This window comes from Aeromicrobium sp. Root472D3, assembly GCF_001426485.1.
In the GTDB taxonomy this organism is placed as follows: Bacteria; Actinomycetota; Actinomycetes; order Propionibacteriales; family Nocardioidaceae; genus Aeromicrobium.
Map to the genome: position 1 here is coordinate 86,084 of NZ_LMET01000002.1, position 24,406 is coordinate 110,489.

25 protein-coding genes and 1 riboswitch are annotated in these 24,406 nt (G+C 70.4%); of the genes, 14 read left to right on the forward strand and 11 right to left on the reverse strand.

What is annotated here, in order from left to right:
• The first annotated feature begins 108 nt into the window (after positions 1 to 108).
• The 5 genes from ASD10_RS15205 (at position 109) to ASD10_RS19630 (ending at position 2,938) form a co-directional block, all read left to right on the forward strand.
• Positions 109 to 684 (forward strand): DUF305 domain-containing protein, encoded by a 576-nt coding sequence (locus ASD10_RS15205; RefSeq protein ID WP_056610818.1) that lies wholly within the window; start codon positions 109 to 111, stop codon positions 682 to 684.
• A 221-nt stretch (positions 685 to 905) separates the two neighbouring features.
• A riboswitch (Fluoride riboswitch) is annotated at positions 906 to 977 on the forward strand.
• A 10-nt stretch (positions 978 to 987) separates the two neighbouring features.
• Positions 988 to 1,500: a CrcB family protein gene (locus ASD10_RS15210; protein WP_197984176.1), complete on the forward strand. Its 513-nt coding sequence runs from the start codon at positions 988 to 990 to the stop codon at positions 1,498 to 1,500.
• A complete protein-coding gene (gene crcB, locus ASD10_RS15215) occupies positions 1,497 to 1,880 on the forward strand; it encodes a fluoride efflux transporter CrcB (protein WP_056610821.1) in 384 nt (127 codons plus the stop codon). Before ASD10_RS15210 ends, crcB begins: the two co-directional genes overlap by 4 nt.
• Before the next feature lie 14 nt (positions 1,881 to 1,894).
• Positions 1,895 to 2,401 carry a universal stress protein gene (locus ASD10_RS15220; protein ID WP_056610824.1) on the forward strand — a complete coding sequence of 169 codons (507 nt, stop codon included), beginning with the start codon at positions 1,895 to 1,897 and terminating at the stop codon, positions 2,399 to 2,401.
• A 243-nt stretch (positions 2,402 to 2,644) separates the two neighbouring features.
• Positions 2,645 to 2,938 carry a GIY-YIG nuclease family protein gene (locus ASD10_RS19630; RefSeq protein WP_369797587.1) on the forward strand — a complete coding sequence of 98 codons (294 nt, stop codon included), beginning with the start codon at positions 2,645 to 2,647 and terminating at the stop codon, positions 2,936 to 2,938.
• Between the two features lie 507 nt (positions 2,939 to 3,445).
• On the opposite strand, the gene ASD10_RS15230 is transcribed toward ASD10_RS19630, so the two are convergent.
• Positions 3,446 to 4,828 carry a tyrosine-type recombinase/integrase gene (locus ASD10_RS15230; protein ID WP_129183184.1) on the reverse strand — a complete coding sequence of 461 codons (1,383 nt, stop codon included), beginning with the start codon at positions 4,826 to 4,828 and terminating at the stop codon, positions 3,446 to 3,448.
• Positions 4,828 to 5,139, reverse strand: a complete 312-nt coding sequence (locus tag ASD10_RS18915) for a hypothetical protein (protein ID WP_157432673.1) — start codon at positions 5,137 to 5,139, stop codon at positions 4,828 to 4,830. Before ASD10_RS18915 ends, ASD10_RS15230 begins: the two co-directional genes overlap by 1 nt.
• Before the next feature lie 198 nt (positions 5,140 to 5,337).
• Between ASD10_RS18915 and ASD10_RS15235 the strand changes: the two genes are divergently transcribed.
• Positions 5,338 to 7,323 (forward strand): thioredoxin domain-containing protein, encoded by a 1,986-nt coding sequence (locus ASD10_RS15235; protein ID WP_056610831.1) that lies wholly within the window; start codon positions 5,338 to 5,340, stop codon positions 7,321 to 7,323.
• Here ASD10_RS15235 and ASD10_RS15240 read toward each other — a convergent pair.
• A complete protein-coding gene (locus tag ASD10_RS15240; RefSeq protein ID WP_056610834.1) occupies positions 7,313 to 7,810 on the reverse strand; it encodes a hypothetical protein in 498 nt (165 codons plus the stop codon). The genes ASD10_RS15235 and ASD10_RS15240 overlap by 11 nt on opposite strands.
• Positions 7,810 to 8,511: a hemolysin III family protein gene (locus ASD10_RS15245; protein ID WP_056610837.1), complete on the reverse strand. Its 702-nt coding sequence runs from the start codon at positions 8,509 to 8,511 to the stop codon at positions 7,810 to 7,812. Before ASD10_RS15245 ends, ASD10_RS15240 begins: the two co-directional genes overlap by 1 nt.
• A gap of 77 nt (positions 8,512 to 8,588) precedes the next feature.
• Here ASD10_RS15245 and ASD10_RS15250 point away from each other — a divergent pair, with 77 nt between their 5' ends.
• The 8 genes from ASD10_RS15250 (at position 8,589) to ASD10_RS15285 (ending at position 17,936) form a co-directional block, all read left to right on the forward strand.
• A complete protein-coding gene (locus ASD10_RS15250) occupies positions 8,589 to 9,350 on the forward strand; it encodes an isoprenyl transferase (RefSeq protein WP_056611742.1) in 762 nt (253 codons plus the stop codon).
• 942 nt (positions 9,351 to 10,292) lie between these two features.
• Positions 10,293 to 11,609 carry a PhoH family protein gene (locus ASD10_RS15255; RefSeq protein WP_056610839.1) on the forward strand — a complete coding sequence of 439 codons (1,317 nt, stop codon included), beginning with the start codon at positions 10,293 to 10,295 and terminating at the stop codon, positions 11,607 to 11,609.
• Between the two features lie 67 nt (positions 11,610 to 11,676).
• On the forward strand, positions 11,677 to 12,333 hold the full coding sequence (locus ASD10_RS15260; protein ID WP_235502042.1) for a thioredoxin domain-containing protein: 657 nt from the start codon (positions 11,677 to 11,679) through the stop codon (positions 12,331 to 12,333).
• 51 nt (positions 12,334 to 12,384) lie between these two features.
• Positions 12,385 to 13,653 carry an extracellular solute-binding protein gene (locus ASD10_RS15265; protein ID WP_056610845.1) on the forward strand — a complete coding sequence of 423 codons (1,269 nt, stop codon included), beginning with the start codon at positions 12,385 to 12,387 and terminating at the stop codon, positions 13,651 to 13,653.
• Positions 13,650 to 14,474, forward strand: a complete 825-nt coding sequence (locus ASD10_RS19090; protein ID WP_056610847.1) for a carbohydrate ABC transporter permease — start codon at positions 13,650 to 13,652, stop codon at positions 14,472 to 14,474. Before ASD10_RS15265 ends, ASD10_RS19090 begins: the two co-directional genes overlap by 4 nt.
• Positions 14,471 to 15,448, forward strand: coding sequence for an ABC transporter permease subunit (locus ASD10_RS19095; RefSeq protein WP_056610850.1), 978 nt, complete (start codon positions 14,471 to 14,473; stop codon positions 15,446 to 15,448). The genes ASD10_RS19090 and ASD10_RS19095 overlap by 4 nt, the downstream gene beginning before the upstream one ends.
• Positions 15,445 to 16,614 (forward strand): ABC transporter ATP-binding protein, encoded by a 1,170-nt coding sequence (locus ASD10_RS15280; RefSeq protein ID WP_056610854.1) that lies wholly within the window; start codon positions 15,445 to 15,447, stop codon positions 16,612 to 16,614. The genes ASD10_RS19095 and ASD10_RS15280 overlap by 4 nt, the downstream gene beginning before the upstream one ends.
• Positions 16,611 to 17,936, forward strand: coding sequence for a DUF2079 domain-containing protein (locus ASD10_RS15285; protein WP_056610857.1), 1,326 nt, complete (start codon positions 16,611 to 16,613; stop codon positions 17,934 to 17,936). Before ASD10_RS15280 ends, ASD10_RS15285 begins: the two co-directional genes overlap by 4 nt.
• 105 nt (positions 17,937 to 18,041) lie before the next feature.
• Here the strand turns inward: ASD10_RS15285 and ASD10_RS15290 are convergent, their stop codons facing one another.
• Genes ASD10_RS15290 through ASD10_RS15320 form a run of 7 tightly spaced genes read right to left on the reverse strand, consistent with a single transcriptional unit; the run spans position 18,042 to position 24,349 of the window.
• Positions 18,042 to 19,439 (reverse strand): aspartate ammonia-lyase, encoded by a 1,398-nt coding sequence (locus ASD10_RS15290; RefSeq protein WP_056610859.1) that lies wholly within the window; start codon positions 19,437 to 19,439, stop codon positions 18,042 to 18,044.
• Positions 19,436 to 20,077, reverse strand: coding sequence for a hypothetical protein (locus ASD10_RS15295; protein WP_056610862.1), 642 nt, complete (start codon positions 20,075 to 20,077; stop codon positions 19,436 to 19,438). The genes ASD10_RS15290 and ASD10_RS15295 overlap by 4 nt, the downstream gene beginning before the upstream one ends.
• A gap of 29 nt (positions 20,078 to 20,106) precedes the next feature.
• Complete coding sequence (locus ASD10_RS15300; protein ID WP_162248868.1) at positions 20,107 to 21,279, reverse strand: redoxin domain-containing protein; 1,173 nt, start codon at positions 21,277 to 21,279, stop codon at positions 20,107 to 20,109.
• Positions 21,280 to 21,307: 28 nt separating this feature from the next.
• Positions 21,308 to 22,354 (reverse strand): sulfate/molybdate ABC transporter ATP-binding protein, encoded by a 1,047-nt coding sequence (locus ASD10_RS15305; protein WP_056610868.1) that lies wholly within the window; start codon positions 22,352 to 22,354, stop codon positions 21,308 to 21,310.
• Positions 22,351 to 23,142, reverse strand: a complete 792-nt coding sequence (locus ASD10_RS15310) for an ABC transporter permease (protein WP_056610872.1) — start codon at positions 23,140 to 23,142, stop codon at positions 22,351 to 22,353. Before ASD10_RS15310 ends, ASD10_RS15305 begins: the two co-directional genes overlap by 4 nt.
• 23 nt (positions 23,143 to 23,165) lie before the next feature.
• A complete protein-coding gene (gene modA, locus ASD10_RS15315) occupies positions 23,166 to 23,948 on the reverse strand; it encodes a molybdate ABC transporter substrate-binding protein (RefSeq protein WP_056610875.1) in 783 nt (260 codons plus the stop codon).
• Positions 23,945 to 24,349 carry a molybdopterin-binding protein gene (locus ASD10_RS15320; protein ID WP_056610877.1) on the reverse strand — a complete coding sequence of 135 codons (405 nt, stop codon included), beginning with the start codon at positions 24,347 to 24,349 and terminating at the stop codon, positions 23,945 to 23,947. The genes modA and ASD10_RS15320 overlap by 4 nt, the downstream gene beginning before the upstream one ends.
• Between the last annotated feature and the right edge of the window lie 57 nt (positions 24,350 to 24,406).

Consider the following 24,406-nt stretch of genomic DNA (forward strand, 5'->3'; position numbering starts at 1 on the left):
GATCCACGCAGTCCACGAGAACGTACCTGCGTCCTGAGGTGCTGACAGCGAGGCCGACCCGTCGGCATCGCTACTTCGTCATGCACACACAGACCTCAGGAGAGAACAATGCATACCAAGCTGCTCGCGACAGCTGTTGCTGCCGCTGCACTCATCGGACTGTCGGCCTGTTCAGGGTCCGACACGTCGTCAGCTGCTTTCAACAGCGCTGACGTGACATTCGCTCAGGACATGATCCCGCACCACCGTCAGGCAACCGAGATGGCGCAGCTTGCTGCGGAACGGACCCGGAACACGGACGTTCTGGGTCTTGCCGACCACGTCATCGCTGCACAGCAACCCGAGATCGACACCATGTCGGGCTGGTTGACGTCCTGGGACAAGGAGGTCCCCGCCGATTCCAGCGGCATAGGCGAGATGGAAGGGATGGATCACGGGTCCTCGTCGTCGGACATGCCCGGCATGATGAGCGAAGAGGACATGAGCTCGCTGGAGGCCGCATCTGGTGCGGCGTTCGACAGGCAATTCCTCACGATGATGATCGACCACCACGAGGGCGCTATCGAGATGGCGTCCCAGGAAGAGGTCGACGGCAGGTTCGACCAGGCCGTCGAACTGGCGGAGAAGATCCAGGCTGATCAGACGGCCGAGATCTCGACCATGCAGAGGCTGCTCAGCTCCTGACGCACGGCGCGGTGCCGGGCGCGTCCATGACCGACGCGGCCGGCACCCCGTTGCTGTTCGTCGTCGCCGGTGTCCTCCAGCCGCGGTTCTTCACTGGCTGTGCTGCGACGAGCCGTCTGACGCCTGGCCCGCGCCGCCAACACTGTCTGCGACGGAGACGACGAGACCAGGATCGCGCGCCTGCCCATTGTGCATGGCGTCCCACGCAGTTCGCCGGTATCATCGACCTTGGCGATGGACCCCGCCTGAGTTTCAGACTCGAACCGCATTGTGCTGATGGCTCCTGCTATTCGCAGGAGAAGTGTGTCCACATTCGATGACCAGCCCATCGATCCGGACGTCGAACCGTCTGATGGCCTCGTCGGTTCAACCGGAACAGTGCATCACGTGCGCTTGGTCGCGCAGGTGCTCCGTGAGCGATGGGACATCCTGAGCGTGATCGCCGCCGGCGGCGCTGCAGGCGCGGCAGGGCGATGGTTGCTGCTGGATCTGTTCCCGCACCGGCTGGGTGAGCTGCCGTGGGCGACGGTGGCGATCAACGCGAGCGGATCTCTTCTGTTGGGCGTCCTCATGGTCGTGGTGGTTGATGTGCTGCCGGATCAGCGCCTGCTGCGGCCGTTCCTCGGCGTGGGCGTCCTGGGCGGGTACACGACCTTTTCGACCGCAGCATTGGACGTGCACGAGCTGCTGCGCACTGGGCACGTGGCCGTCGCGGCTGCCTATCTGGCGTTGAGCGTTTCCTTGTCGTTGCTGGCGGTATGGGTTGGTCTTGTCTCCACCCGATCGCTCGTCCGCCGAATGGAGGTCTCGCGATGACGGTTCTCGTGGTGGCCCTGGGCGCAGCGGTAGGAGCGCCGACCCGCTACCTGGTCGATCTGTTCGTCCAGTCTCGCCATTCCTCGTCCTTGCCGTGGGGCACTATCACCGTCAACGCGATCGGGTCATTCGTCATCGGCTTCATCGCTGGACTCGCGGCCACCTCGGATCTCGACCAAGCAGTAGTGGCACTGATCAGCACCGGTTTCTGCGGGGCGCTTACGACGTTCTCCACGTTCAGCTTCGAGACGGTCAGACTCATCGAGCAACAGCACCTGACAGCGGCAGTGCTCAACCTCGGTCTGAGCCTCGTGCTCACTATCGTCTTGTGCCTTGGTGGGTATGAGCTTGCCGCCGCGTACCTCATCACAGCCCCATGAAAGGGAGAGTCTCCATGAACGACAATCCACCCGAAATTCCCAGCAGGCGCCTCCAGCTTCGTGACGGCGATACCACCACCGGCGGGTTGGTCGTCGGATTCGACCGACATGAGGCGTCCACAGCCGCACTGAAGAGCGCGGCAACGTTGGCAACCCGGCTGTCGATCGTCGTCCATGTCGTGCACGCGGTCGATCTTCGCGACTACCCGATCGATCCAGACGGTCCCGACTGGGAGGAGGAGGCAAGAGCGACGTTGCGGGACGAAGAACGCACCGTCCAGGATGTCCTCGACCCCTTCGGCTGCGCATGGACCTACCAAGCCGGACGACATGACCCGGCCGATCTCCTGGCGGCGGTCGCGGTGGAGACCAAGGCCATGATGATCGTCGTCGGCAGCCACGGCCAAGGCATGGGCAATGCTCTGGCTCACCTGTTCGAGGGGTCGATCGAGCACCGGCTGCTCAGCGAAAGACCACCCTGCGGGGTGCTCGTCGTACCGAGTCCGAGTACCAGGCCATGATGAAGCGCATCTGGCTCCGTCAAACAGGCCCAGATCCGCCCGGGCGGTGCTTCCGACTCTTGGAGAGTCGTAGGTCGCCCGCCTCCGAGAACTGGAACCGCGGATAGAACGTTCTGTCCGCGCGGTCGACGGCAAGGATGCGAGAACCTTCTTGCCGCAGCCATGCTGGGGTGTCGGCGAGGCTCGAGTCGGCTCGAAAGGCGCTGAGGGAGCTGAGATCAAGCGCTCCGGAGGCCAACAGCCGTGCCTGGAGCTTGGCGAACGCCCTCCGCCATTTCTGGATCGGGTCTTCTGTGCGCCGATGGTTGGTGGAGCCTCAGACAGACCAGGTGCGAAGACATCAGTCGAGGACTGTGGTGGTGCCGTCCATGCACATTCTTCTCCCACGATGCAGTTGGCATCGAGACGATGTCGCACCAGACGTTCGCGGGTCACCGTTTCAACAAGGTCAATCTGTCCCGCGAGTTCTTCCGCGGCACTCCAGAACAGGCGCTGGACGTCCTCAAGGCTCACTCAGTTGAGGTCCTTGGGTTGTGAACGCGTCGGCCGAAGAGTGCAGAGCCAGCTGGCCAGAAAGGCTGCGTGTCTGAGCGACTGTGGCGGCGTTGTCAGTAGTCAGATCTAATCTTTGCCGAGGGTGGCATCTGCCACCGCAACCGTCATCTTCACGCTTAGAAGGCTTCCAGGGGGGGGGCAGGTTCAGACGTTCTGGCCTGTCCCCGCAACTGACGAGGCCCCTGAAAAGCATGGATGCCGGTCAGGGGTCTTTTGCCATGTGCTCGGGTTTTCCCCAGAGGGCGCTCGCGTGAATCACTCATCGCGTCGCGACCGCTCGCCAGTGGCTTCGCGCCCGTTGACTTGGTCTGCAGTCGGGCGTAGCGAATGGGAAGCTCACACAAATCTGATTTGTTTGCGCCAGGCCCCAAGGGCTGATGAGCTCGAGAAGGTTAGGTGCTGATCAGTTTGACCAGGGCTCCTGGAGCTGACTCGACTACACCAGCAAGGCGCTGGCGCGCACGGTGAAGTGAGCGTCAGCGCCTTTGTTCAGAGATCGTCCAGGGTTCCCCTTGCCTTTTCGGTTCCATCCTCTGCGGCGATGACGTAGTACCGCTGCAGCGTTCGGACGTCGTGACCGTCCCACTCCGCGATGAGCTCCCAGTCGAACCCCTTGGACTTCCACCAGAGGGCGGCATGGTGTCGAAGGTTCTTGTACGGGATGTGCTTCGGCCAATCAATGGCGTCACGGATGACATGCCAGGCGTCGTTGAACGCCTCGCGCGTGGGAGGGACCCCGGAGGCATCGACGAACAACCAAGGCTCGTTGCGAGGGTCCTCGGCGTAGGACGCCCAGTCGCCGTCCGAGTCGAGTTGAGCTCTGCGCTCCCGCTCAGCCGCGATGGCAGCGATGACGATTTCCTCGGACGCGTCTTCGGGTAGCTCAAGGGCAATTGCACACCGCCTGATCAGTCCGAGGTGCTGCGAGCCGAGGTACGGGGCGACCCGTCGCTTGCCGTTCTTGGGGATCGGCACGCGATACCGGTCGCGTCGGTCTCCGTCCACCTCCGCCTTGTGATCGACGCGCCAGACGCCGTTGATCTCGAACCTGCGGGTCTCGAGATCGACGTCGATGGCTCGGAGCGCCAGCTGCTCACCCAACCGCGGCGCGCAGAAGGCAGCGTAGGACATGACATCCGGCATCCATTCCCAGACAGGAAGACTCCGAGCGGACTCGATCGCAGCGATCACCCGGTCGGTTGACGGCCTCTTTCGCGGCGCGACGTACGTGCGGTGGGCGCCTTGGACATTTGCTGACCGACCGTAGGACACATCCTCGAGGGGATTCTCGTCCTTCGAGAGCCAGCGGCCACCTGTGCGCTTGCGGTGTGCTGTGCGGCGCATGCCTGACAGTGTCGAACCGAGGTCCTCGACGCGGCAGGCCGACAACCCTGCTCGGCGGGCGTTCGAGATCACCTGTTGCGAGTGCTCGACCGACCAGTCGCGAACGAGCACCTCGCCGATGACTGGAGAGATCCATTTGTTTAGCAGACTGCGACGATTCGAGACGTAGTCCGTGGAGCGGTTGAGCGTCACAAGCCAGTCGAGGTAGAGCTGGCCGAGGGCGTCGAGATCGCGTTTGACCCCAGGTGATGCACCAGCGACTGCCGGCGTGTGCGTCCCGATGGCGACGTTCTGGTCGAGGGACTTCTCGATCTGGTCGAAGACCTGGTCGAGCGTCTCGTCGTTCCCCGGAACGGCTGAGGTCTGCCTGTCTGTCTCCGGGTGACGGTAGACCACACGACCGTGAGGTGAGGTCGGCGTGGGCTTGTAGGCCCGGACCTGCCAGGTCCCGCCGGTGGCGGTGGGGCGCGGCTTGCCGACGCGAGTCGCGCTGGCGGACCGCTTGCCGTCCTTGCGTGTGCGGGCCATCAGATCGCTCCGTTCAGGACGCTGCCGCGAGTGCGGCGACGAGGACGAACCGGGGCGACGGTGGTGGCTGACGTGTTGCGGTCGTGTTCGGACGTATCTGCGCCATCGCTCAGAGGCGTCGGGTCTGCCGCGAGTTCGCCGCCACCCAGGAGCCAGTTCTCCCACTGGATGAGAGAGTCGAGGCGGTACTTGCCGCCGATCGCGTTGGGGAAGCTTGGAGACTTCAACATCTCGTAGCCTTTGGTGCGGCCCCAGCCGTAACGGCTGAAGACCTGACGGGGAGACAGGAAGACCTGATCTCCGGTGGACATTGCCTGTGGGGGGTAAGTAACCATGAGAGGGAAGGTCCGAGCCGCCAACAGATCTGCAATGGTGCACACACCGAGCTCGAACTTTCTCGCACTGATTTCCGAAACTCGTTCGTAGCGTCGAATGCTCGTTACAAATGCTGAGACGTGCTCCGAGCAATCGCTGTCACTGGCGCCCCGTGATGACCAAGGAGACGAACCATGAACCGACTCGGAAACGCGACGTCGCCGTATCTTCAGCAGCACAAGGACAATCCCGTCGACTGGTGGGAATGGAGCGCTGAGGCTCTGGCGGAGGCGCAGCGTCTCAGCAAACCGATCTTGTTGAGCGTTGGTTACTCTGCCTGCCACTGGTGCCACGTGATGGCGCACGAGTCGTTCGAGGACGCCGCGACGGCGGCCTACATGAACGACCACTTCGTCAACATCAAGGTCGACCGCGAGGAGCGTCCCGACATCGACGCGGTCTACATGCGCGCGACTCAGGCCATGACGGGGCAGGGGGGCTGGCCCATGACGTGCGTCCTGACGCCCGACGGCGAGCCGTTCTTCGCCGGCACCTACTTCCCGCCCGAGCCGCGGCAGGGCACCCCGGCGTTCACGCAGGTGCTGCAGGCGCTCGCCGAGGCGTGGAAGGACCGGCGCGACGAGGTGCTGACCGTCAGCAAGGACGTCATGAGCCACCTGGGCTCGGCGATCGACCCGACCGGCGGAGCGCTGGGCCCCGACGACCTCGACGCCGCGGTCGCCGAGCTCGCCAAGGGCTACGACGCCGACGCCGGGGGCTTCGGCACGAGCCCCAAGTTCCCACCGTCGATGGTGCTCGAGTTCCTGCTGCGCCACGCGGCGCGCACGGGGTCGCAGGAGTCGCTCGACCTCGTCTCGGGCACGTGCGAGGCGATGGCGCGCGGCGGCATGTACGACCAGCTGTCGGGCGGCTTCGCCCGCTACAGCGTCGACCGGTTCTGGCGCGTGCCGCACTTCGAGAAGATGCTCTACGACAATGCCCAGCTGATGCGCGTCTACTTGCACTGGTGGCGGCAGACGGGCTCGCCGCTGGCCGAGCGCGTCGTGCGCGAGACCGGGCGGTTCATGCTCGACGAGCTGCGGACGCCCGAGGGCGCGTTCGCCTCGGCGCTCGACGCCGACAGCGACGGGCACGAGGGCACGTTCTACGTCTGGAACCCCAACCAGCTCATGCGCACGCTCGGCGTCGACGACGGCGCCTGGTCGGCGCAGCTGCTGGGCGTGTCCGGCCCGGGGACGTTCGAGCGGGGCTTCTCGACCCTGCAGCTGCGGGACGACCCGGACGACGCCGAGCGCTGGGAGCGGGTCCGCGGACGGCTGCTGGAGACCCGGGCGGGCCGCACCCGTCCCGCCCGTGACGACAAGGTCGTGGCGTCGTGGAACGGCCTGGCGATCTCCGCGCTGGCCGAGGCGGGCGTGCTGCTCGACGAGCCCGACTTCACGGCCGCCGCCGTCACGGCCGCGGAGCTGCTGCACGACGTCCACCTGACCCCCGGGGGTCTCGTGCGCACCTCGCGCGACGGCGTGGCCGGCGGCAACTCCGCCGTGCTCGAGGACCACGGCTCGGTCGCGGAGGCCTTCGTGGCGGTGCTCGGCGTCACGGGCGACACCGTGTGGCTCGACCGGGCGCGCGCGCTGCTCGACCGGGTCGTCGACCACTTCGCCGACCCCGAGGGCGGCTTCTTCGACACCGCCGACGACGCCGAGACCCTGGTCGTCCGGCCCAAGGACGCCTCCGACAACGCCTACCCCTCGGGCACGTCGGCAGCCGTCCACGCGCTGATCGCGGTCGCCGCGGTCACCGGGGAGCACCGCTACCGGGCGGCGGCCGAGTCGGGCATCGGGTCGGCGGCCGTCATCGCGACGACCGTCCCGCGGTTCGCCGGCTGGACGCTCGCCGCGGCCGAGGCGATGCTGGCCGGCCCGCTCGAGGTCGCGGTGGTCGGCGACGTCGCCCAGCGCGCCGCGCTGCACCGTGCAGCCCTGCATCTGGCATCGCCCGGTGCCGTGGTGGTGGCCGGAGACGTGGGGCTCGACGTGCCGTTGTTCGAGCAGCGGGGACTGGTCGACGGTGACGCGGCCGCCTACGTCTGCGAGGGCTTCGTGTGTCGCCGACCCGTCACGACCGCCGAGGAGCTGCGCGCCGTCGTCAGTGGGTGAGGACGACCTTGACGGCGACGATCACCAGCGCGGTCGCGGCCAGTCCCACCGACGCGACCCACGTGCGGACCGTGACGGGTCGTCCCTGCAGGCGGCCGACGATGAACGCCGTCAGCGCGATGCGCGCGACGACCCACGCCTCGGCCAGTCGCAGGCACGTCGTGGCGGGCAGGGCGTCGAGCGCGCCGAGCGCCATGAGCAGCGCCGGCACCGCGGCCGCCGACAGGATCGGCACGCTGTCGCGCAGCACCACCGACCACGACGAGCGCTCGGCGCTGCGGACGGCCGCCCCGAGACGCTCGGCGTAGGTGTGCGCCACGAACGTCGAGACGGCCGTCCCGGCGACGATCGCCAGACCCGCGCCGTCGCGGACGTCCTCGCGGGTCAGCACGACGAGCGCGGCCAGCAGCAGGATGTTGCCGTAGACGTAGGCCGAGATGCGGTCGGCGGCCTCGTCGATCGGCGCCGGCCGCGACACGCGGGCCATCAGTGCTGCTGGTACGCGAGCAGGCTGACGCCGATGTAGTGCACGATGAACGCCGCGATCGTGAAGGCGTGGAAGATCTCGTGGAACCCGAAGTAGGTCGGCGACGGGTTGGGCCACTTGAACCCGTAGACCACGGCACCGATCGAGTACAGGACGCCGCCCGTCACGAGCAGCACGATGACCGCCGTCGACGCGTTGTCGACGAACTCCGGGAAGTAGATGACCGCGGCCCACCCCAGCAGCAGGTACAGCGGGACGTACAACCAGCGCGGGGCACCGATCCAGAAGATCTTGAACAGGACGCCGAGCAGTGCGCCGCCCCACACGAGCGACAGCATGATCGTCGCGTGCGCGGGCGTCAGGAGCAGCAGCGAGAACGGCGTGTACGAGCCCGCGATCAGCAGGAAGATGTTGGCGTGGTCGAAGCGCTTCCAGAAGCCCTTGACCCGGTCGCTCCACGTGCCGCGGTGGTAGACCGCGCTGACGCCGAACAGCAGCATCGCGCTGACCATGAAGACCGCGACACCGATGCGCACGAGGATGTCGTCGGAGATCACGAGCATCACGATGAACGCGAAGAAGGCCAGCGGGACCGTGACGGCGTGCAGCCAGCCCCGCAGCTTCGGCTTGATCTCGTCGACCGTCTCGCGGAGCCTCTCAGTCGCCTCCTGGACGACGCCGTCGTGCTCCTGATTCGTCATGGAGCGAGCCTAGTGGACAGATGTACACCGAGCCGCTGGCGCACGCGCCGGATGTGGTCAGCGTTACGCTCGTCCCCATGGGAGTCAGTGACCTCGCGTACGGCGTGTACGAGCGCCGCCTCGCCAAGAGCCTCGACCCCGCACGCCTGCCGCGCCACGTCGGCGCGATCGTCGACGGCAACCGGCGCTGGGCCAAGCGCGGGGGAGGCAAGTCCGAGGACGGCTACCGCGCCGGTGCCGACAAGATCGTCGAGTTCGCCCAGTGGTGTGACGACCTCGGCGTCGAGATCGTCACGCTGTGGCTGCTGTCGACCGACAACCTGCAGCGCCCGGCCCACGAGGTCGCGAGCATCCTCGCCGCCGTCGAGACGCTCATGCAGCAGATCGCCGAGGAGCGGCGCTGGCCGCTGGCCGTGATCGGCAACCTCGACATGCTGCCCGCCGACTCCGCCGCGCGGATGAAGCGGCTCGCGGAGTCGACCCGAGACGTCCAGCAGATGCGTGTCAACATCTGCGTCGGCTACGGCGGACGCCAGGAGCTCACCGACGCGATGCGCTCGCTGCTGGTCGAGCAGGCGGCCAAGGGGCGTTCGCTCGAGGACGTCGCCGAGACCCTCGAGGTCGACCACATCGCCGAGCACCTCTACACGCGCGGACAGCCCGACCCCGATCTGGTCATCCGCACGTCGGGCGAGCAGCGCCTGTCGGGCTTCCTGCTGTGGCAGAGCGTCCACTCCGAGTTCTACTTCAGCGACGCCTTGTGGCCGTCGTTCCGCCACGTCGACTTCCTCCGCGCGATGCGGTCGTACGCCGCGAGGGAGCGCCGCTTCGGGGCGTGACGGCTCGTTCGTCGCCCCGGGCTGCGTCCGGAGTCCGCCTTCGTACGCTGCGCTCGCTCGGCCCACCCGACGTCCGCCAGGGAGCGAAGCGACCGTGAGGGCGGAGCCTGAGGCGAACCACAGCGATCAGGTGTGCGTCACCATCGTCGCCTCGCTTCGCTCACGGTCGGCCGCAGGCGGCCTCCCTGGCGACCGGTGCCCTCGTCCGCCAGGGAGCGGAGCGACCGTGAGGGCGGAGCCCGAGGCGAACCCGAGCGATCAGGCTTGCGTTCCGTCGCCTCGCTTCGCTCACGGTCGGCCGCAGGCGGCCTCCCTGGCGACCGAGAGGTTCCGTTCGCCAGGGAGCGGAGCGACCGTGAGGGCGGAGCCCGAGGCGAACCACCCGATCAGGCTTGCGTTCCGTCGCCTCGCTTCGCTCACGCTCGGCCGCAGGCGGCCTCCCTGGCGACCGAGTGGTCGTTCGCCAGGGAGCGAAGCGACCGTGAGGGCGGAGCCCGAGGCGAACCCGAGCGATCAGGCTTGCGTAACGTCGCCTCGCTTCGCTCACGGTCGGCCGCGGGCGGCCTCCCTGGCGACCGAGAGGGTCCGTTCGCCAGGGAGCGGAGCGACCGTGACCACGCCCTCGTTCGCCAGGGAGCGGAGCGACCGTGAGGGCGGAGCCCGAGGCGAACCCGAGCCATCAGGCTTTCGTCACGTCGCCTCGCTGCGCTCACGCTCGGCCGCAAGCGGCCTCCCTGGCGACCGGGCGGGTGTGACGGGTGGGGTGGGTGTTTACGGGGACGTCATCTGGTGGATGGCGTGTCGTACCGAGTATCGCCGTTCGGCGGTCGTACGTTCATCGTGTGTTGACGCTCGCGCTTGAGCCTGGATCACCTACCTACGAGTAGGGCCGGCGCAGGCGCGCGCGGGCCCGTTGAGGAGACAGCTGTGGCTGCACCGCGCATGTCGAACCCGGGCACGACGAACACCTCCCGCCGCACGTACGTCCTGGACACGAGCGTCCTGCTCGCCGACCCGAACGCCGTCAACCGCTTCCACGAGCACGAGGTGGTCATCCCGGTCGTCGTCATCACCGAGCTGGAAGGCAAGCGGCACGACCCCGAGCTGGGCTACTTCGCCCGCAGCGCCCTGCGCTTCCTCGACGACCTGCGGGTGCTGCACGGCACCCTCGACGTCCCCCTGCCGATCGGCGACGAGGGGGGCACGATCCGCGTCGAGCTGAACCACACCGACGCGTCGTCGCTCCCGTCGGGCTTCCGCCTCGGCGACAACGACACCCGCATCCTGTCGGTCGCCAAGAACCTCTCGGACGAGGGGCTCGACGTCACGATCGTCTCCAAGGACCTGCCGATGCGGGTCAAGGCGTCGGCCGTCGGCCTGAGCGCCGAGGAGTACCGCGCCGAGCTCGCGCTCGAGTCGGGCTGGACCGGCATGCGCGAGCTGGAGATCGACAGCTTCGACCTCGACGCGCTCTACGAGGCCGGGACGGTCGACCTGCCGGAGGCGCGCGAGCTGCCGTGCCACACGGGCCTGGTGCTGCTGTCCGACAAGGGCAGCGGCCTGGGACGCGTGACGGCCGACAAGCAGGTGCAGCTCGTGCGCGGCGATCGCGACGCCTTCGGCATCCACGGACGCTCCGCCGAGCAGCGCATCGCCCTCGACCTGCTGCTCGACCCCGACATCGGCATCGTCTCCCTCGGCGGCCGGGCCGGCACCGGCAAGTCCGCGATGGCGCTGTGCGCGGGCCTCGAGGCGACGATGGAGCGAGGGCAGCACAAGAAGGTCGTGATCTTCCGCCCGCTGTACGCCGTGGGCGGTCAGGAGCTCGGATACCTGCCCGGCAGCGAGTCCGAGAAGATGGGGCCGTGGGGGCAGGCGGTGTTCGACACGCTCGGTGCCGTCGCCTCCCCGGCCGTCATCGAGGAGATCCTCGACCGCGGCATGCTCGAGGTGCTGCCGCTGACCCACATCCGCGGACGCTCGCTGCACGACTCGTTCGTCATCGTCGACGAGGCGCAGTCGCTGGAGCGCAACGTGCTGCTGACGGTGCTGTCGCGCATCGGCACGAACTCCAAGGTCGTCCTGACGCACGACGTCGCCCAGCGCGACAACCTGCGGGTCGGACGTCACGACGGCGTCGTCGCGGTGGTCGAGAAGCTCAAGGGCCACCCGCTGTTCGCCCACGTCACGCTGTCGCGGTCGGAGCGCTCGCCCGTGGCGGCCCTCGTGACCGAGATGCTCGAGGACGTCTCGCTCTGACCCGACCGACACCGAGCGACCGACGCGGGCCCGGGAACCTTCCCGGGCCCGCGTTCGTCGTGCGGGCATGAGGATGTCGCGCCAGACCACCGTCACCGTCGTCGTCGCGGCCGTGGCCGCCGTGCTGCTGGGCGGGCTCGTCGTCCGTCAGCTGGCGACCGAGCCGGACGAGGTCGAGGGCGGGGAGCGGACGACCGTCGCGGTCCGGGCCGACAGCCACCGGCTCGACACCGCCGACGACGGCAAGGTCACGCTGGTGGAGTTCCTCGACCTCGAGTGCGAGTCGTGCGCCGCGGCGTACCCGTTCGTCGAGGACCTGCGGGAGAAGTACGCCGGACGCGTGACGTTCGTGATGCGGTACTTCCCCCTCGAGAGCCACCTCAACTCGCGCAACGCGGCGCACGCCGTCGAGGCGGCCGCCCGGCAGGGCCGCCTGGAGGACATGTACCGGCGCATGTTCGAGACGCAGCAGCAGTGGGGCGAGTCGCAGGAGTCGCAGGCACCGCTGTTCCGGACGTTCGCCGACGAGCTCGGTCTCGACCTGGCGACGTACGACGCGGACGTCGCCGGCGAGGCCGTCGCGGCGCGCGTGCAGGCCGACGTCGACGACGGCCTGGCGCTGGGCGTCACGGGGACTCCCACGTTCTTCCTGAACGGCGAGAAGGTCGAGGCGGCCTCGACCGACGACTTCGTCCGACAGATCGACGACGCGCTCGCCGACTGACGTCGCGTCGCGGTGGACGCGGCCCCGCTCTGTGGCAAAGTTGCGCCCGTGATGGCACCCGGGAGACGCGCGTCACGGCGGCAGCGCCGCACGGCGACGAGCGTCGCCGCGGCAGCCGTCGCGTGCGCACTGCTGGCGGCCTGCGGCTCGGGGAGCTCGCCGGCACGCTACCTGCCGGTCGTCAGCTGGTACGTGGGCCCCGACCGTCTCGACGCCGAGACCCTCGCGGGCACCTGCAACGATGCGGCACAGGGCCGGTACCGCATCGAGGTCGAGCAGCTGCCCGCCGACGTCGGCGCCCGGCGCTCGGAGCTCGTGCAGCGTCTCCTGGCCGACGACGAGTCGATGGACCTGCTGAGCCTCGACACGGCGTCGACGGCCGAGCTCGCCGCCGCGGGCGTGCTCGCGCCCGTCCCCGCCGCGCAGGCCGCGACCCTGTCCGAGGGGGTGACGCCGGCGGCCCTCGCCGCCGCCACGTGGGACGGACGACTCGTCGCGGCGCCATGGTTCCTCGACCCCCAGGTCCTGTGGTTCCGGGGCACCACGGCCGAGCGGGCCGGTCTCGACACGACCCAGCCCATCACGTGGGACGACCTCGTCGCCGGCGCGCAGAGGCTGGGCGTCTCGGTCGAGATCGAGGACCGTGACGGCAGCGGGCTCGCCGAGTGGGTCAACGCGCTCGTCGCCGGCAGCGGTGGCAGCCTCCTGGGCGGGGCCGGTCGCGCCACCGAGGTCGGCCTCGACACCGCGGCCGGTCGTGCGGCGGCGTCCGTCGTCGAGCTGTACGACGACGCGGGCGTCGGGCCCGGACCGTCCCGCGACGCGCTGACCCGGTTCGCCGGCGCGGGGGGCGGCTTCCTGCTCGCGTCGACGTCCGCGATCTCCGACCCGGCCCTCGCCGGCGTGCAGACCGACCTGCGGGCCGCGGCGTACCCGGTCGACGGCACCGCGGCCGTGGCCCCGCTGGCGGGCGTCGGACTCGCGGTGCCCGCCTCGGCCCGTGACCGCGCGGAGGCCTTCGAGGCGATCGCGTGCCTGACGTCCGCGACCTCGCTGCAGGCGCTCGCGACGGGTCCGCAGCACACGCCGAGCCGCGTCGGCGTGCTCGACGACCCGGCCGTCGCGCCGGCCTTCCGCAGCCTCGACGCCGCCAAGGCGTCGGCCTCGACGGGGGTCACGGTGCCCGTCACGCCGCTGTGGGCCAATGTCGTCGACGCGCTCGACGAGACGTGGAGGCCCGTCGCAGGCGTCACGCAGGACGGCACGCCGCGCACGTCGCAGGCCGAGGTCGAGGCCGTCGTCGAGGGGACGGTCCGATGAGGTCGTGGCGGTGGCTCGCGCCGGCGGTCGTGGTCCTGCTCGTCGTGACGGCGTGGCCCGTCGGTCGCGCCGTGTGGACGTCGCTGCACCGGTCGACGCTGACCAACCCGGACGACCGACGGTTCGTGGGTCTCGACAACTACACCGACCTGCTGTCGAGCCGCACGTGGTGGCTGGCGGTCGCCGCGACGCTGACCGTCGTCGTGCTCGTGGTCGCGCTGCAGCTCGTCCTGGGCATGGCGTTCGCCGTCGCGCTGCGCCGTCTCGGCGTCGCCTGGCCCGTCACGCGGGTGCTCGTGCTGCTGCCGTTCGGGATGCTCGCGATCGTGTCGGCGGTCGTCTGGCGCGACGCCGTGACGACGGGCTTCGCGGCATCCTGGTTCGACCTCGACGACGTCGGGCCCGTCGGCTCGCTCGTCGCGGTGTCGGCCGGCGAGGTGTGGCGCGGCACGGGCATCACCGCGGTCATCCTGCTGGCCGGGCTGCTGCGGGTGCCGACGTCGCTGATGGCATCGGCGATCGCCGACGGCGCCACCGCGCGGCAGCGGGTGACGCGGGTCGTCCTGCCCGCGATGGGACCGGCGATCGCGGTCGCGGTGACGTACCGCGCGCTCGACGCCTTCCGCATCCTCGAGGGGCCGCTCGTCGTCGACCGGCCCGGTGCCACCTCGACGCGCACGGCGCCGTTCCTGGTCTGGGACACCACATTCTCGTCGTACGAGATCGGGCTCGGGGCGGCGATGTCGATCGTGCTGCTGCTCCTGGCCGGGCTCATCGCGGCCTTCCTCGTGCCGGTCCTGCGCGTGAGGAGGGTCGTGTGACCCCGTCCGTCCGCTCCCGGCTGTGGGCCTCGGCGACGTCGTTCGCCCTCGGCTTCGGCATCGGCAACTACGGCGTCCTGATGATCGCGCGTCCCGACCAGTGGTTGTGGATCGCCGTCGCGGTCGTGCTGATGGCGACGGGGGCAGCGGGCGTCCTGTTCGCCGACACGTCGCGCACCGTCTCGTTCTGGGCGATCCTCGGGGTCGAGCTGTTCACGGTGCTGACGATCGTCCCGCTGCTCTGGACGTTCACGGTCGCCACGACCCCCGCCGGGACGACGCCGCGGACGGTGCTGCCCCAGGACGTCTCGTGGGCGGCGTTCGACGGCGCGATCTCGTCGGACCTCCTGCGCTCGGCCGCCGGCACGTCGCTGCTCGTGGCGCTGCTCGCGACCCTGGTCGCGGTGCCGCTCGCGGTGCCCGCCGCCTACGCCCTGGTGCGCCTGCCCGTGCGGGGGCGACGTGTCGTCTACGGCTTCGTGGTCGCGACGCTGCTGATGCCGGTCCTCGCCCTCGCGGGCCCGTGGGCCGACCAGCTGATCGACCTGGGCGCCTACGGATCGCGCGCGGCGCTCGTGGTCCCGACCCTCGTCGTGACGCTGCCGCTGGCGACCTGGCTGTGCGTCACGGTCATGCGCGACGCCCCGTGGACGCTGCTCGACGCCGTGCGGGCCGACGGCGCGACCCGCACCCAGGTGCTGCGGCAGTTCGCGGTGCCGCACCTCGCGCCGGGCGTCGTGGCCGTCGCGCTCCTGGTCTTCGTGGCCGCCTGCAACGACTTCGCGCTCGGCGCCGGGCTCGCCCCCGACCGCCCCGGCCTGCCCCTGCCCGCGACGCTGCTCGTCGCGTCCCGCGAGCTCGACGGGTCGAGCGCCGTCGCCGCCGCCGGCCTGCTGTGGCTGCTGCTGCCGCTGGCCCTCCTGCTCGTGCTCCCGCGCCGGATCAACCACCTCCTCGGAAGGTCCTACCGATGACCTCGATCGAACTCCGCCACCTCACGACCGACGGCCCCGCGGGCGGACGACCGCTGCTCGACGACGTCAACCTGACGGTGCCGTCCGGGTCGACGCTCGCGATCACGGGCCCGGCTGGTGCGGGCAAGAGCCGTCTGCTGCGCACGATCGTCGGCATCGAGGAGCAGACGTCGGGCGACGTGCTGATCGACGACATCGTGGTCAACGCGGTCGATCCGCGAGGTCGCGACATCGCGATGGTCTTCCAGGACTACGCGCTGCACCCGCACCTCGACGTCTTCGACAACCTCGCGTTCTCGTCGATCCTGCGCAAGGGGGTCGACAAGGACGCGCTGTCCGACCGCATCCACGAGGTCGCCGAGCTGCTGGCGTTGACCGACCTCCTCGACGTCCGCCCCGCCGACCTCGACGACCCGCAGCGCCAGCGGGTCGCCCTGGGGCGCGCGCTCGTCCGCGACGCCAACGCGTACCTGTTCGACGCCCCGTTCACGGCCCAGTCCGAGCGCGTGCGCACGCACGTCCGGTCGGTCACGGCGCAGTGGCAGCACGAGGCGTCGCGCACGTCGGTCTTCACGACCAACGACGTCGAGGAGGCGCTCAGCACGGCCGACCGCGTCGCCGTGATGCACCAGGGATTCATTCACCAGGTCGGCACGCCGCGCGACCTGTACGACCACCCCGCCGACATGTTCGTCGCCGGATTCCTCGGCTCGCCGCCGATGAACCTCGTCCCGGCCTTCCCGACGGGCCGCCAGCTCGTCATGCCGCTGGCCACGATGCTGCTCGACGACGACCTCCTCGAGCGCATCGGCGAGCGCTCCGTGGTGGTGGCCGGCATCCGCCCCGAGCACTGCCTCGACGCCACGGGGCCCGCGGGCAACGGGGTGACCGACCGGGTCGAGTTCACGACGCGCATCGACGACATCGAGTGGCGCGGCAGCTCGCAGTTCGCGTACCTGGGCTACGACATCGAGCCCGAGGTCGAGAGCGTGCTGGGCGAGGTCGAGGAGCTCCTCGAGTTCGACCTGTTCCAGAGCTTCCTGGTCGCCCAGCTGCCGGCCGAGAGCCCGTTGCGCCCGGGCATGTCGATCCGGGTCGTCGTCCCGCGGCAGAAGATCCTCGTGTTCGACCCCGAGACGGGCGAGAACCTGACCCTTCCGCGATGACGGCGACGCGCGCCCAGCACCTGCTCGCCGCCGTCATCGCCCTCGTGACGGGGGCGGCGTACGCCGTCGTGACGCTCGTGCGGTTCGACCACTTCACGATCGCGTCGTTCGACAACGCGATCTTCGAGCAGGCGGTCAAGAGCTACGCCGGTCCGGGCGCGCCGGTCGTCGACATCAAGGGGCCGGGCTTCAACATCCTGGGCGACCACTTCTCGCCCGTCACGGCGCTGATCGCCCCGTTCTACCGGCTGTTCCCGTCGGCGCAGACGATCCTGCTGGCGCAGGTGGTGCTGATCGCGGTCTCGGTGCACGTCATCGCGGTGCTCGCGATGCGGACGGTCGGGACGATCGTGGGGGCGGCGATCGGGCTGGCGTACGCGTTGTCGTTCGGCCTGCAGTCGGCCGTCGAGGCCGACTTCCACGAGGTCGCGTTCGCCGCGCCGCTCCTGGCACTGGCGGGAGCCGCTTACGTCGACCGGCGCTTCGACCGGGTCGTGCTCTGGTCGGTGCCGCTGCTGCTCGTCAAGGAGGACCTCGGGCTGACGGTCGCGGTCGTCGGAGGCGTCCTGTGGCTCGCGGGGGAGCGGCGTCGCGGTGCGGCTCTGGCGGTCGGCGCGGTCGCGGCGACGGCACTGATCCTGCTCGTCATCGTCCCCGGCTTCAACGCCGGAGGAGCGTACGCCTACTCGGGGACGCTAGGCGGCGATCGCGGGGTGGTGGCGACGCTGCTCGACGCGCCGGGCCGCAAGATCGCGACGGTCGTGCTGACGGTGGCGATCACGGGGTTCGCGGCGCTGGCGTCACCGTGGGTGCTGCTGGTGCTGCCGACGTTCGCCTGGCGCTTCGCCGGAGACGTCCCGTTCTACTGGGGCACGGAGTGGCACTACTCGCTCGTGCTGATGCCGATCGTGTTCGTCGCGATGATCGACGCGATCCGTCGCCGTCCGGCGCTGCGGTGGGCGACGCCGGTGGGGCTCGTGGTCGGCGGCTTCATGATGGTCGGCTCGCCCGTGGCGGCACTCGCCGACCCGGTGACGTACGACGAGCCGCCGCGCGTCGACAGCGCGCGGACCGTCGTGTCGCTGGTGCCGAAGGGTGCGTCGGTCGAGGCCGACATCGGCCTGATGGGGCACCTCGTCACCGACCACACCGTCTACTGGCTCGGCACCGTCGGGTCGGCGACGCCCGAGTACGTCCTGTTCGACGTCGCCGCGGGCATCGGCTCGCCCAGCGACGTCGCGGCGTACGCCGAGCAGGCCCACGGTGGGACGTACGACGTCATCTACGACGACGACGGCTACGTCCTGGCCCAGCGCCGCTGACGCCGAGGAGGGGGTTGTCGCCCTGCGAGGAGAGGGTTACGGCCCTGTGGAAGGGCCGCAACCCCCTCGAGGAGGGGCGGTAACCCCCTCCTCGGCGGGTGGGGGCTACGGGTGGGTCATGCTCATGACGTCGAGGGCCTCGTCGAGATCGGACTCGGAGACCTCGCCGCGCTCGACGAAGCCCATCTCGACGACGACCTGGCGGATCGTCTTCTTCTCCTTGACCGCCGTCTTGGCGACCTTGGCCGCGTTCTCGTAACCGATGTAGCGGTTGAGCGGCGTGACGACCGACGGCGACGACTCCGCCAGCTCGAGGCAGCGCTCCTCGTTGGCCGTGATGCCGTCGATGCAGCGGTCGGCCAGGACGCGCGAGGCGTTGCCGAGCAGACGCATCGACTCCAGGATGTTGCGGCCGATCACGGGCAGCATGACGTTGAGCTCGAACGAGCCCGACGCGCCGGCGGTCGCGATGGTCGCGTCGTTGCCGATGACCTGCGCGGCGACCATGAGCGTGGCCTCGGGCAGGACGGGGTTGACCTTGCCGGGCATGATGCTCGAGCCGGGCTGCAGGTCGGGCAGCGCGATCTCGCCGAGGCCCGTGCGGGGGCCCGAGCCCATCCAGCGCAGGTCGTTGCAGATCTTGGTCAGGCTCACGGCGATCGTGCGCAGCTGGCCCGACATCTCGACCAGCCCGTCGCGTGCGCTCTGGGCCTCGAAGTGGTCGACGGCCTCGGTGATCGGCAGGCCCGTGTTGGCGGCCAGGATCTCGATGACGCGCTGCGGGAAGCCGATCGGGGTGTTGATGCCGGTGCCGACGGCCGTGCCGCCGAGGGGCACCTCGGCCGTGTGGGGCAGGGCCGACTCGACGCGCGCGATGCCGCGGCGGATCTGCGCGGCGTAGCCGGCGAACTCCTGGCCCAGCGTGACGGGCGTGGCGTCCATCAGGTGCGTGCGGCCCGACTTCACGACGGACGCGAACTCGGTGGCCTTGGCCTCGAGCGACGTCGCGAGGTGGTCGAGCGCGGGGATCAGCTCGTGGGTGGCCGAGGCGGTCGCGGCGACGTGGATCGACGTCGGGAAGACGTCGTTGGACGACTGCGACGCGTTGACGTGGTCGTTGGGGTGGACGTCCTTGCCGAGCGCCGTGGTGGCGAGGGTCGCGATGACCTCGTTGGTGTTCATGTTGCTCGACGTGCCCGACCCGGTCTGGAACACGTCGATCGGGAAGTGCGCGTCGTGCGCGCCCGAGGCGACCTCGTCGGCAGCGGCGACGATCGCGTCGGCGACGTCCTGGTCGAGGATGCCCAGCTCGGCGTTGGCCGTGGCGCAGGCGGCCTTGATCTGGGCCAGGGCGCGGATCTGCGCCGACTCGATGGGGGTGCCGGAGATCGGGAAGTTCTCGACGGCCCGCTGGGTCTGCGCGCGCCACAGGGCGTCGACGGGCACGCGGACCTCGCCCATGGTGTCGTGCTCGATGCGGTACTCGCTGCTGTGTTCGGTCATGTCGGCACGATAGCGCTGCGTCGCGGTCGACGTCCGGCGAGGATCCAGTAGCACTCGTCACGTCCCTGCAGCCGGACGTCGACGGACTCGACCGTCACCTCGTCGAAGTGCGCCTCGAGCAGGGCCCGCACGGCGTCGGAGTCGGCCATCGACCAGATCGCGAGCAGTCCGGTGGTTCGCAGGCGCGCGGCGCACGTCGCGACGAAGCCCTCGCGGTAGACCGCGGCGTTCTCGTCGTGCACGAGGAAGTCCGGACCGTTGTCGACGTCGAGCAGGATCGCGTCGAACGAGGCCCGTGGCTGGGCGGAGACGACGTCGCGCACGTCGCCCACCACGACGTCGAGCCGCGGGTCGTCGAGCAGGTCGGCGCCGGGGATCGTGCCGTCGCGCATCCGGTCGACGATCTCGCCGTGCAGCTCGGCGACGACGACCCGGTCCACGACGGCCGACGCCAGCAGCTCGCGGGTCGTGAACCCCAGGCCGAGCCCGCCGACCAGGACGTCGCGTGCCCCGGTGTCGAGCGCCGTGTTGGCCAGGAGACGCTCGGACGTCGTCTCGAGGTCGTCCATCACGAACACGCCGTTGACACGCAGCTCCAGGGCGCCGTCGTCGCGCCGGCGCACGATCACCTCGTCCATGGCACCACCCTAGACACCGGGCGAGCGGCTCAGCCGAACGAGAACGCGTACACCCGCAGGTCGCCGTCGTAGCGGACCGTGAGGGTCTCGGGCCCGAACGGCGCGACGTGGACCTGGCGCGGCTCCGGGTCGCCGTCGACGACGATGCGCCGCGTCATCCCGCTCGAGGTCGTGACGGTCAGGGTGCCGCTGCCCCCGACGAGCTGGTACGCGGCCCGGCCGCGGTAGCTGACGCGGGCGACGGCCCGGTCACGCGGCACGAGGTACTCGGTGCCGGTCGTCCACAGCCCGCCCAGGCTGAACGTGCCGTCGGGCTGGGCCGTCGACGGCAGGCGGAAGCGCGTGTCGTCGCCGACGACGGTGTCGGACTCGCTGTCGACGCGCGTCCCGCGGGAGTCGGCGAGGTCGATCTGTCCCGTCGTTCCCGGCTCGGGGTCCTCGCCGTCGTCGAGCGCGCCGATCGGTGCCGGCAGGGGCGCGTCAAGGTCGCGCTCCTGCAGCAGCTGTCGCAGGAGCCGCTCGGTGCGCTCGGCTCCACCCTCGCCGAGCGAGATCGCCCGAACCGTGCCGGAGGTGTCGACGAGGTAGGTGGACGGCAGGACCTGGGTGCGGTAGTCGGTCAGGGTCGCGTAGCCCTGGTCCTGCAGGACGGGGAAGGTGATCGCCAGGTCGTCGAGCGCGCGGGCGAGCCACCGGTCGTCCTTCTCGTAGGCGCGCTCGGGGGAGTGGACGCCGACGACCTGCAGACCCGCGTCGGCGTACGCCCGCTGCCACGCCGTGACGTACCGTGCGGCGCGGCGGCAGCTGAGGCACGACCCGGAGAAGAAGTCGACGAGCACGACCGATCCGCGCAGGTCGTCGAGGCTCGCCGTGCCGCCGCCGGGCGTGTTGAGCCACGTGCCCTCGCCCAGGGCCGGGGCGGGGCCGCACCGCGCGAGGCGGTCGCTGCCGGGCGTGCATCGGTCGAGCAATCGGTTGTCGGCGTTCGTCAGGGGGACGAGTCGCGGGGCCTGCGTCGAGGGGGCCGAGGACGGGGTCGCCGACGACGCCCCGGTCGTCGGCGTGCCCGTCGGGGCCAGCCCGGCCAGGCGCCCGGGGACGTCGAGGGTCGCCGCGGCCACGAGCACCACGGCGACCGCCAGCGCACCGAGCAGGCGTGGCGAGCGACGCAGCCTGGCGATCAGGTCACGGGGTCCGGGCACGACGTCCAGCATGCCGCCGATCCGTGGCTCACGCCCGGTAGATCGCGACCTCGCTGGCCTTGACCGCGAGGAACACCTCGGTGCCGGGCGCGAGGTCGAGCTCGGCGACGACGGGCGCCGTGACGTCGGCGGCGACCTCGTCGGTCCGGATGCGCACCTGCGAACCGCGCGGCTCGAGCTCGCGGACCGTCGCGGCGAAGACGTTGCGCGGGCTGCCGCCGGGACGCTCGCGGTGCACGCCGACGGCGCCGGGGGAGAAGACCGCGACCGCCGCGACGCCGTCCGGGACCGTCTCGTCGTCGTGGATGCCGGCCACCAGCAGGCCGCCGGCCGTCCGGACGCCACCTCCGTCGGTGGTCCCGCGGGCCAGGTTGAGCCCCGCGATGCCGGCGCCGAACGTGCTGCGCGGGCGGGCGAGGACGTCCTTCGTGGGGCCCTGCTCGACGACGCGGCCGGCCTCCATCACGACGACGTGGTCGGCGAGCAGCAGCGCGTCGAGCACGTCGTGGGTCACGATGACGGCGCTGCGCCCCCGCAGCACCGTGCGCAGCACCTGCCGCATCGCGGGCACGACGGTGATGTCGAGCGCGGCCATCGGCTCGTCGAGCAGCAGGAGCCGCGGATCGGCCGCGAGGGCCCGGGCGATCGCGACCCGCTGGGCCTGTCCGCCCGACAGCTCCGACGGCCGACGGCCGGCGAGCTCGGCGGCGTCGACCCGGCCGAGCCACGTGCGGGCCGTCTCGCGGGCGGCGCCGCGGCGGGCGCCAGCGCTGCGGGGTCCGAAGGCGACGTTGTCGAGCGCGTCGAGGTGCGGGAACAGCAGGGGGTCCTGCGCCAGCAGGCCCGTGCCGCGCTCGTGCGGTGGCACCCAGGTGCCGGCGGCGACGTCGAACAGTGTCGTGCCGGCGAGCGTCGCGCGTCCGGCATCGGGGCGCAGGATGCCCGCGACGACCGAGAGCACGGTCGACTTGCCCGAGCCGTTGGGTCCCAGCAGGGCGACGGTCCGGCCGTCCTCGACGTCGAGCGACACGTCGACGTCGCGCTCGGCCACGGTGGCGGTGAGCCGCAGGGTCATGCCGACACCCCGCGCGTCCCCCGCACCAGGCCGATGACCAGCACCGCCACGACGACCAGCACGAGCGACAGGGCGACGGCCGCGTCGGGGTTGCTCTCGCGCTGCAGGTAGATCTCGAGCGGCAGGGTGCGCGTGACGCCCTCGAGGCTGCCCGCGAAGGTGATCGTGGCACCGAACTCGCCGAGCGCCCGCGCGAACGACAGCACCGCGCCGGCGGCCAGGCCGGGCAGCACGAGCGGCAGCGTGACCCGTCGCAGGACGGTCGTCGGGCGCGCGCCGAGGGTCGCGGCGACGGTCTCGTAGCGCTGCCCGGCGGTGCGCAGCGTCCCCTCGAGGCTGACGACGAGGAACGGCAGCGACACGAACGTCTGCGCGATCACGACGGCCGTCGTCGAGAACGCGATCTGCAGGCCCAGCACGTCGATCGTCTCGCCGAGCAGGCCCTTGCGGCCGAACGTGTAGAGCAGCGCGATGCCGCCGACGACGGGCGGCAGCACGAGCGGCAGCAGCACGAGCGAGCGCAGCAGCCCCTGCCCGCGGAACGACGTCCGGGCCAGCACGAGCGCCATCGGCACACCGAGCAGGACGCACAGCACCGTCGCGGCGGCCGACGTCCGCAGGCTCAGCAGCAGCGCCTCGCGCGACGAGTCCGACGTGATGAGCGACCAGAAGCTGCCCCACTGAACGCGCGAGGCGAGCGCGACGAGCGGCAGCACGATGAACAGCGCTCCCGCCGCGGCAGGGACGAGCACCCAGCGGGGGAGCCCCGACGCGCGTGCGGAGACCATGGCAGAGACCCTGGACGTCGGCGCTACGGTGCGCCGAAGCCCGCCGCCGTCAGGATCGACCGGCCCTCGGGGCCAGTGACGTAGGCGGTGAACGCCTTCGCCACGTCGGGGTTCCTGCTCCCGGCGAGCGCGGCGATCGGGTAGGTGTTGACGACGTCGGCCGACTCGGGGATCGGCACGCCGGCGACCTTGTCTCCCGCCCCCCTGACGTCGGTGACGTAGACCAGGCCTGCGTCGGCCTCGCCCGAGATGACCTTGCCGAGGACGTCGGTGACCGACTGCTCCTCGCTGACGGGCCGGATGTCGAGGCCCGCGGCCTTCTCGACGCCGGCCGCCGCGGCACCGCACGGCACCTCGGCGGCGCACACGACGACCGTGACGTCGGGATCGGCCAGGTCGTCGAGCGAGTCGACGTCTGCGGGGTTGTCGGGCGGGGTCGCGATCTCGAGAGTGTTGGTGGCGAAGTCGGCGGGCGTCCCCTCGACGAGGTCGTCGGCTGTGGCCTTGTCCATGTTCGCGGTGTCGGCGGACGCGAAAACGTCGGCCGGGGCGCCCTGCTGGATCTGTGCGACGAGGTCGGCCGATCCGGCGAAGCTGAACGTCACCGAGACGCCCGGGTTGGCCTTCTCGAACGCGGCGCCGATCTCGGTGAACGAGCTCTTGAGCGATGCGGCCGCGTAGACCGTCAGGGTCGTCTCGCGCGGGCCGTCGGACGACGAGCCCGCCGCGGCGTCGTCGGACGAGCCACAGGCCGCGACGGACGTGAGCAGCAAGGCCGCGGCGGCCGTGCCGATGAGGCGCTTCATGAGTGACCCTCCAGGGACTCGACGATGACGTTGGTCGACTTGATGACGGCGACGGCGACGGACCCCGGCTCCAGGCCGAGCTCGTCGACGGCCTCGCTGCTCATCAGCGAGACGACGCGGAACGGGCCGCACTGCAGCTCGACCTGCGCCATGACGGCATCGGCCCTGACCGCCGTGACGAGCCCGACGAAGCGGTTGCGCGCGGAGCTCGACGTGCCGGACGTGTCGGTCGCCGCGCGCGCCTGCTGCTGGGCGAGGCTCGCCAGCTCGCGGCCGTCGACGGCCATGCGGCCCGAGGAGTCGGTGACCGATGCCAGCGAGCCCGCGGAGATCCAGCGCCGCACGGTGTCGTCGCTGACCCCGAGGAAACGTGCTGCATCGGAGATCCGCAGGTGCGACATGGATGACAGCCTAGGGCATCATCTGCGGTGCAGCTCGTCGGATGGCGCCGTAGGTGC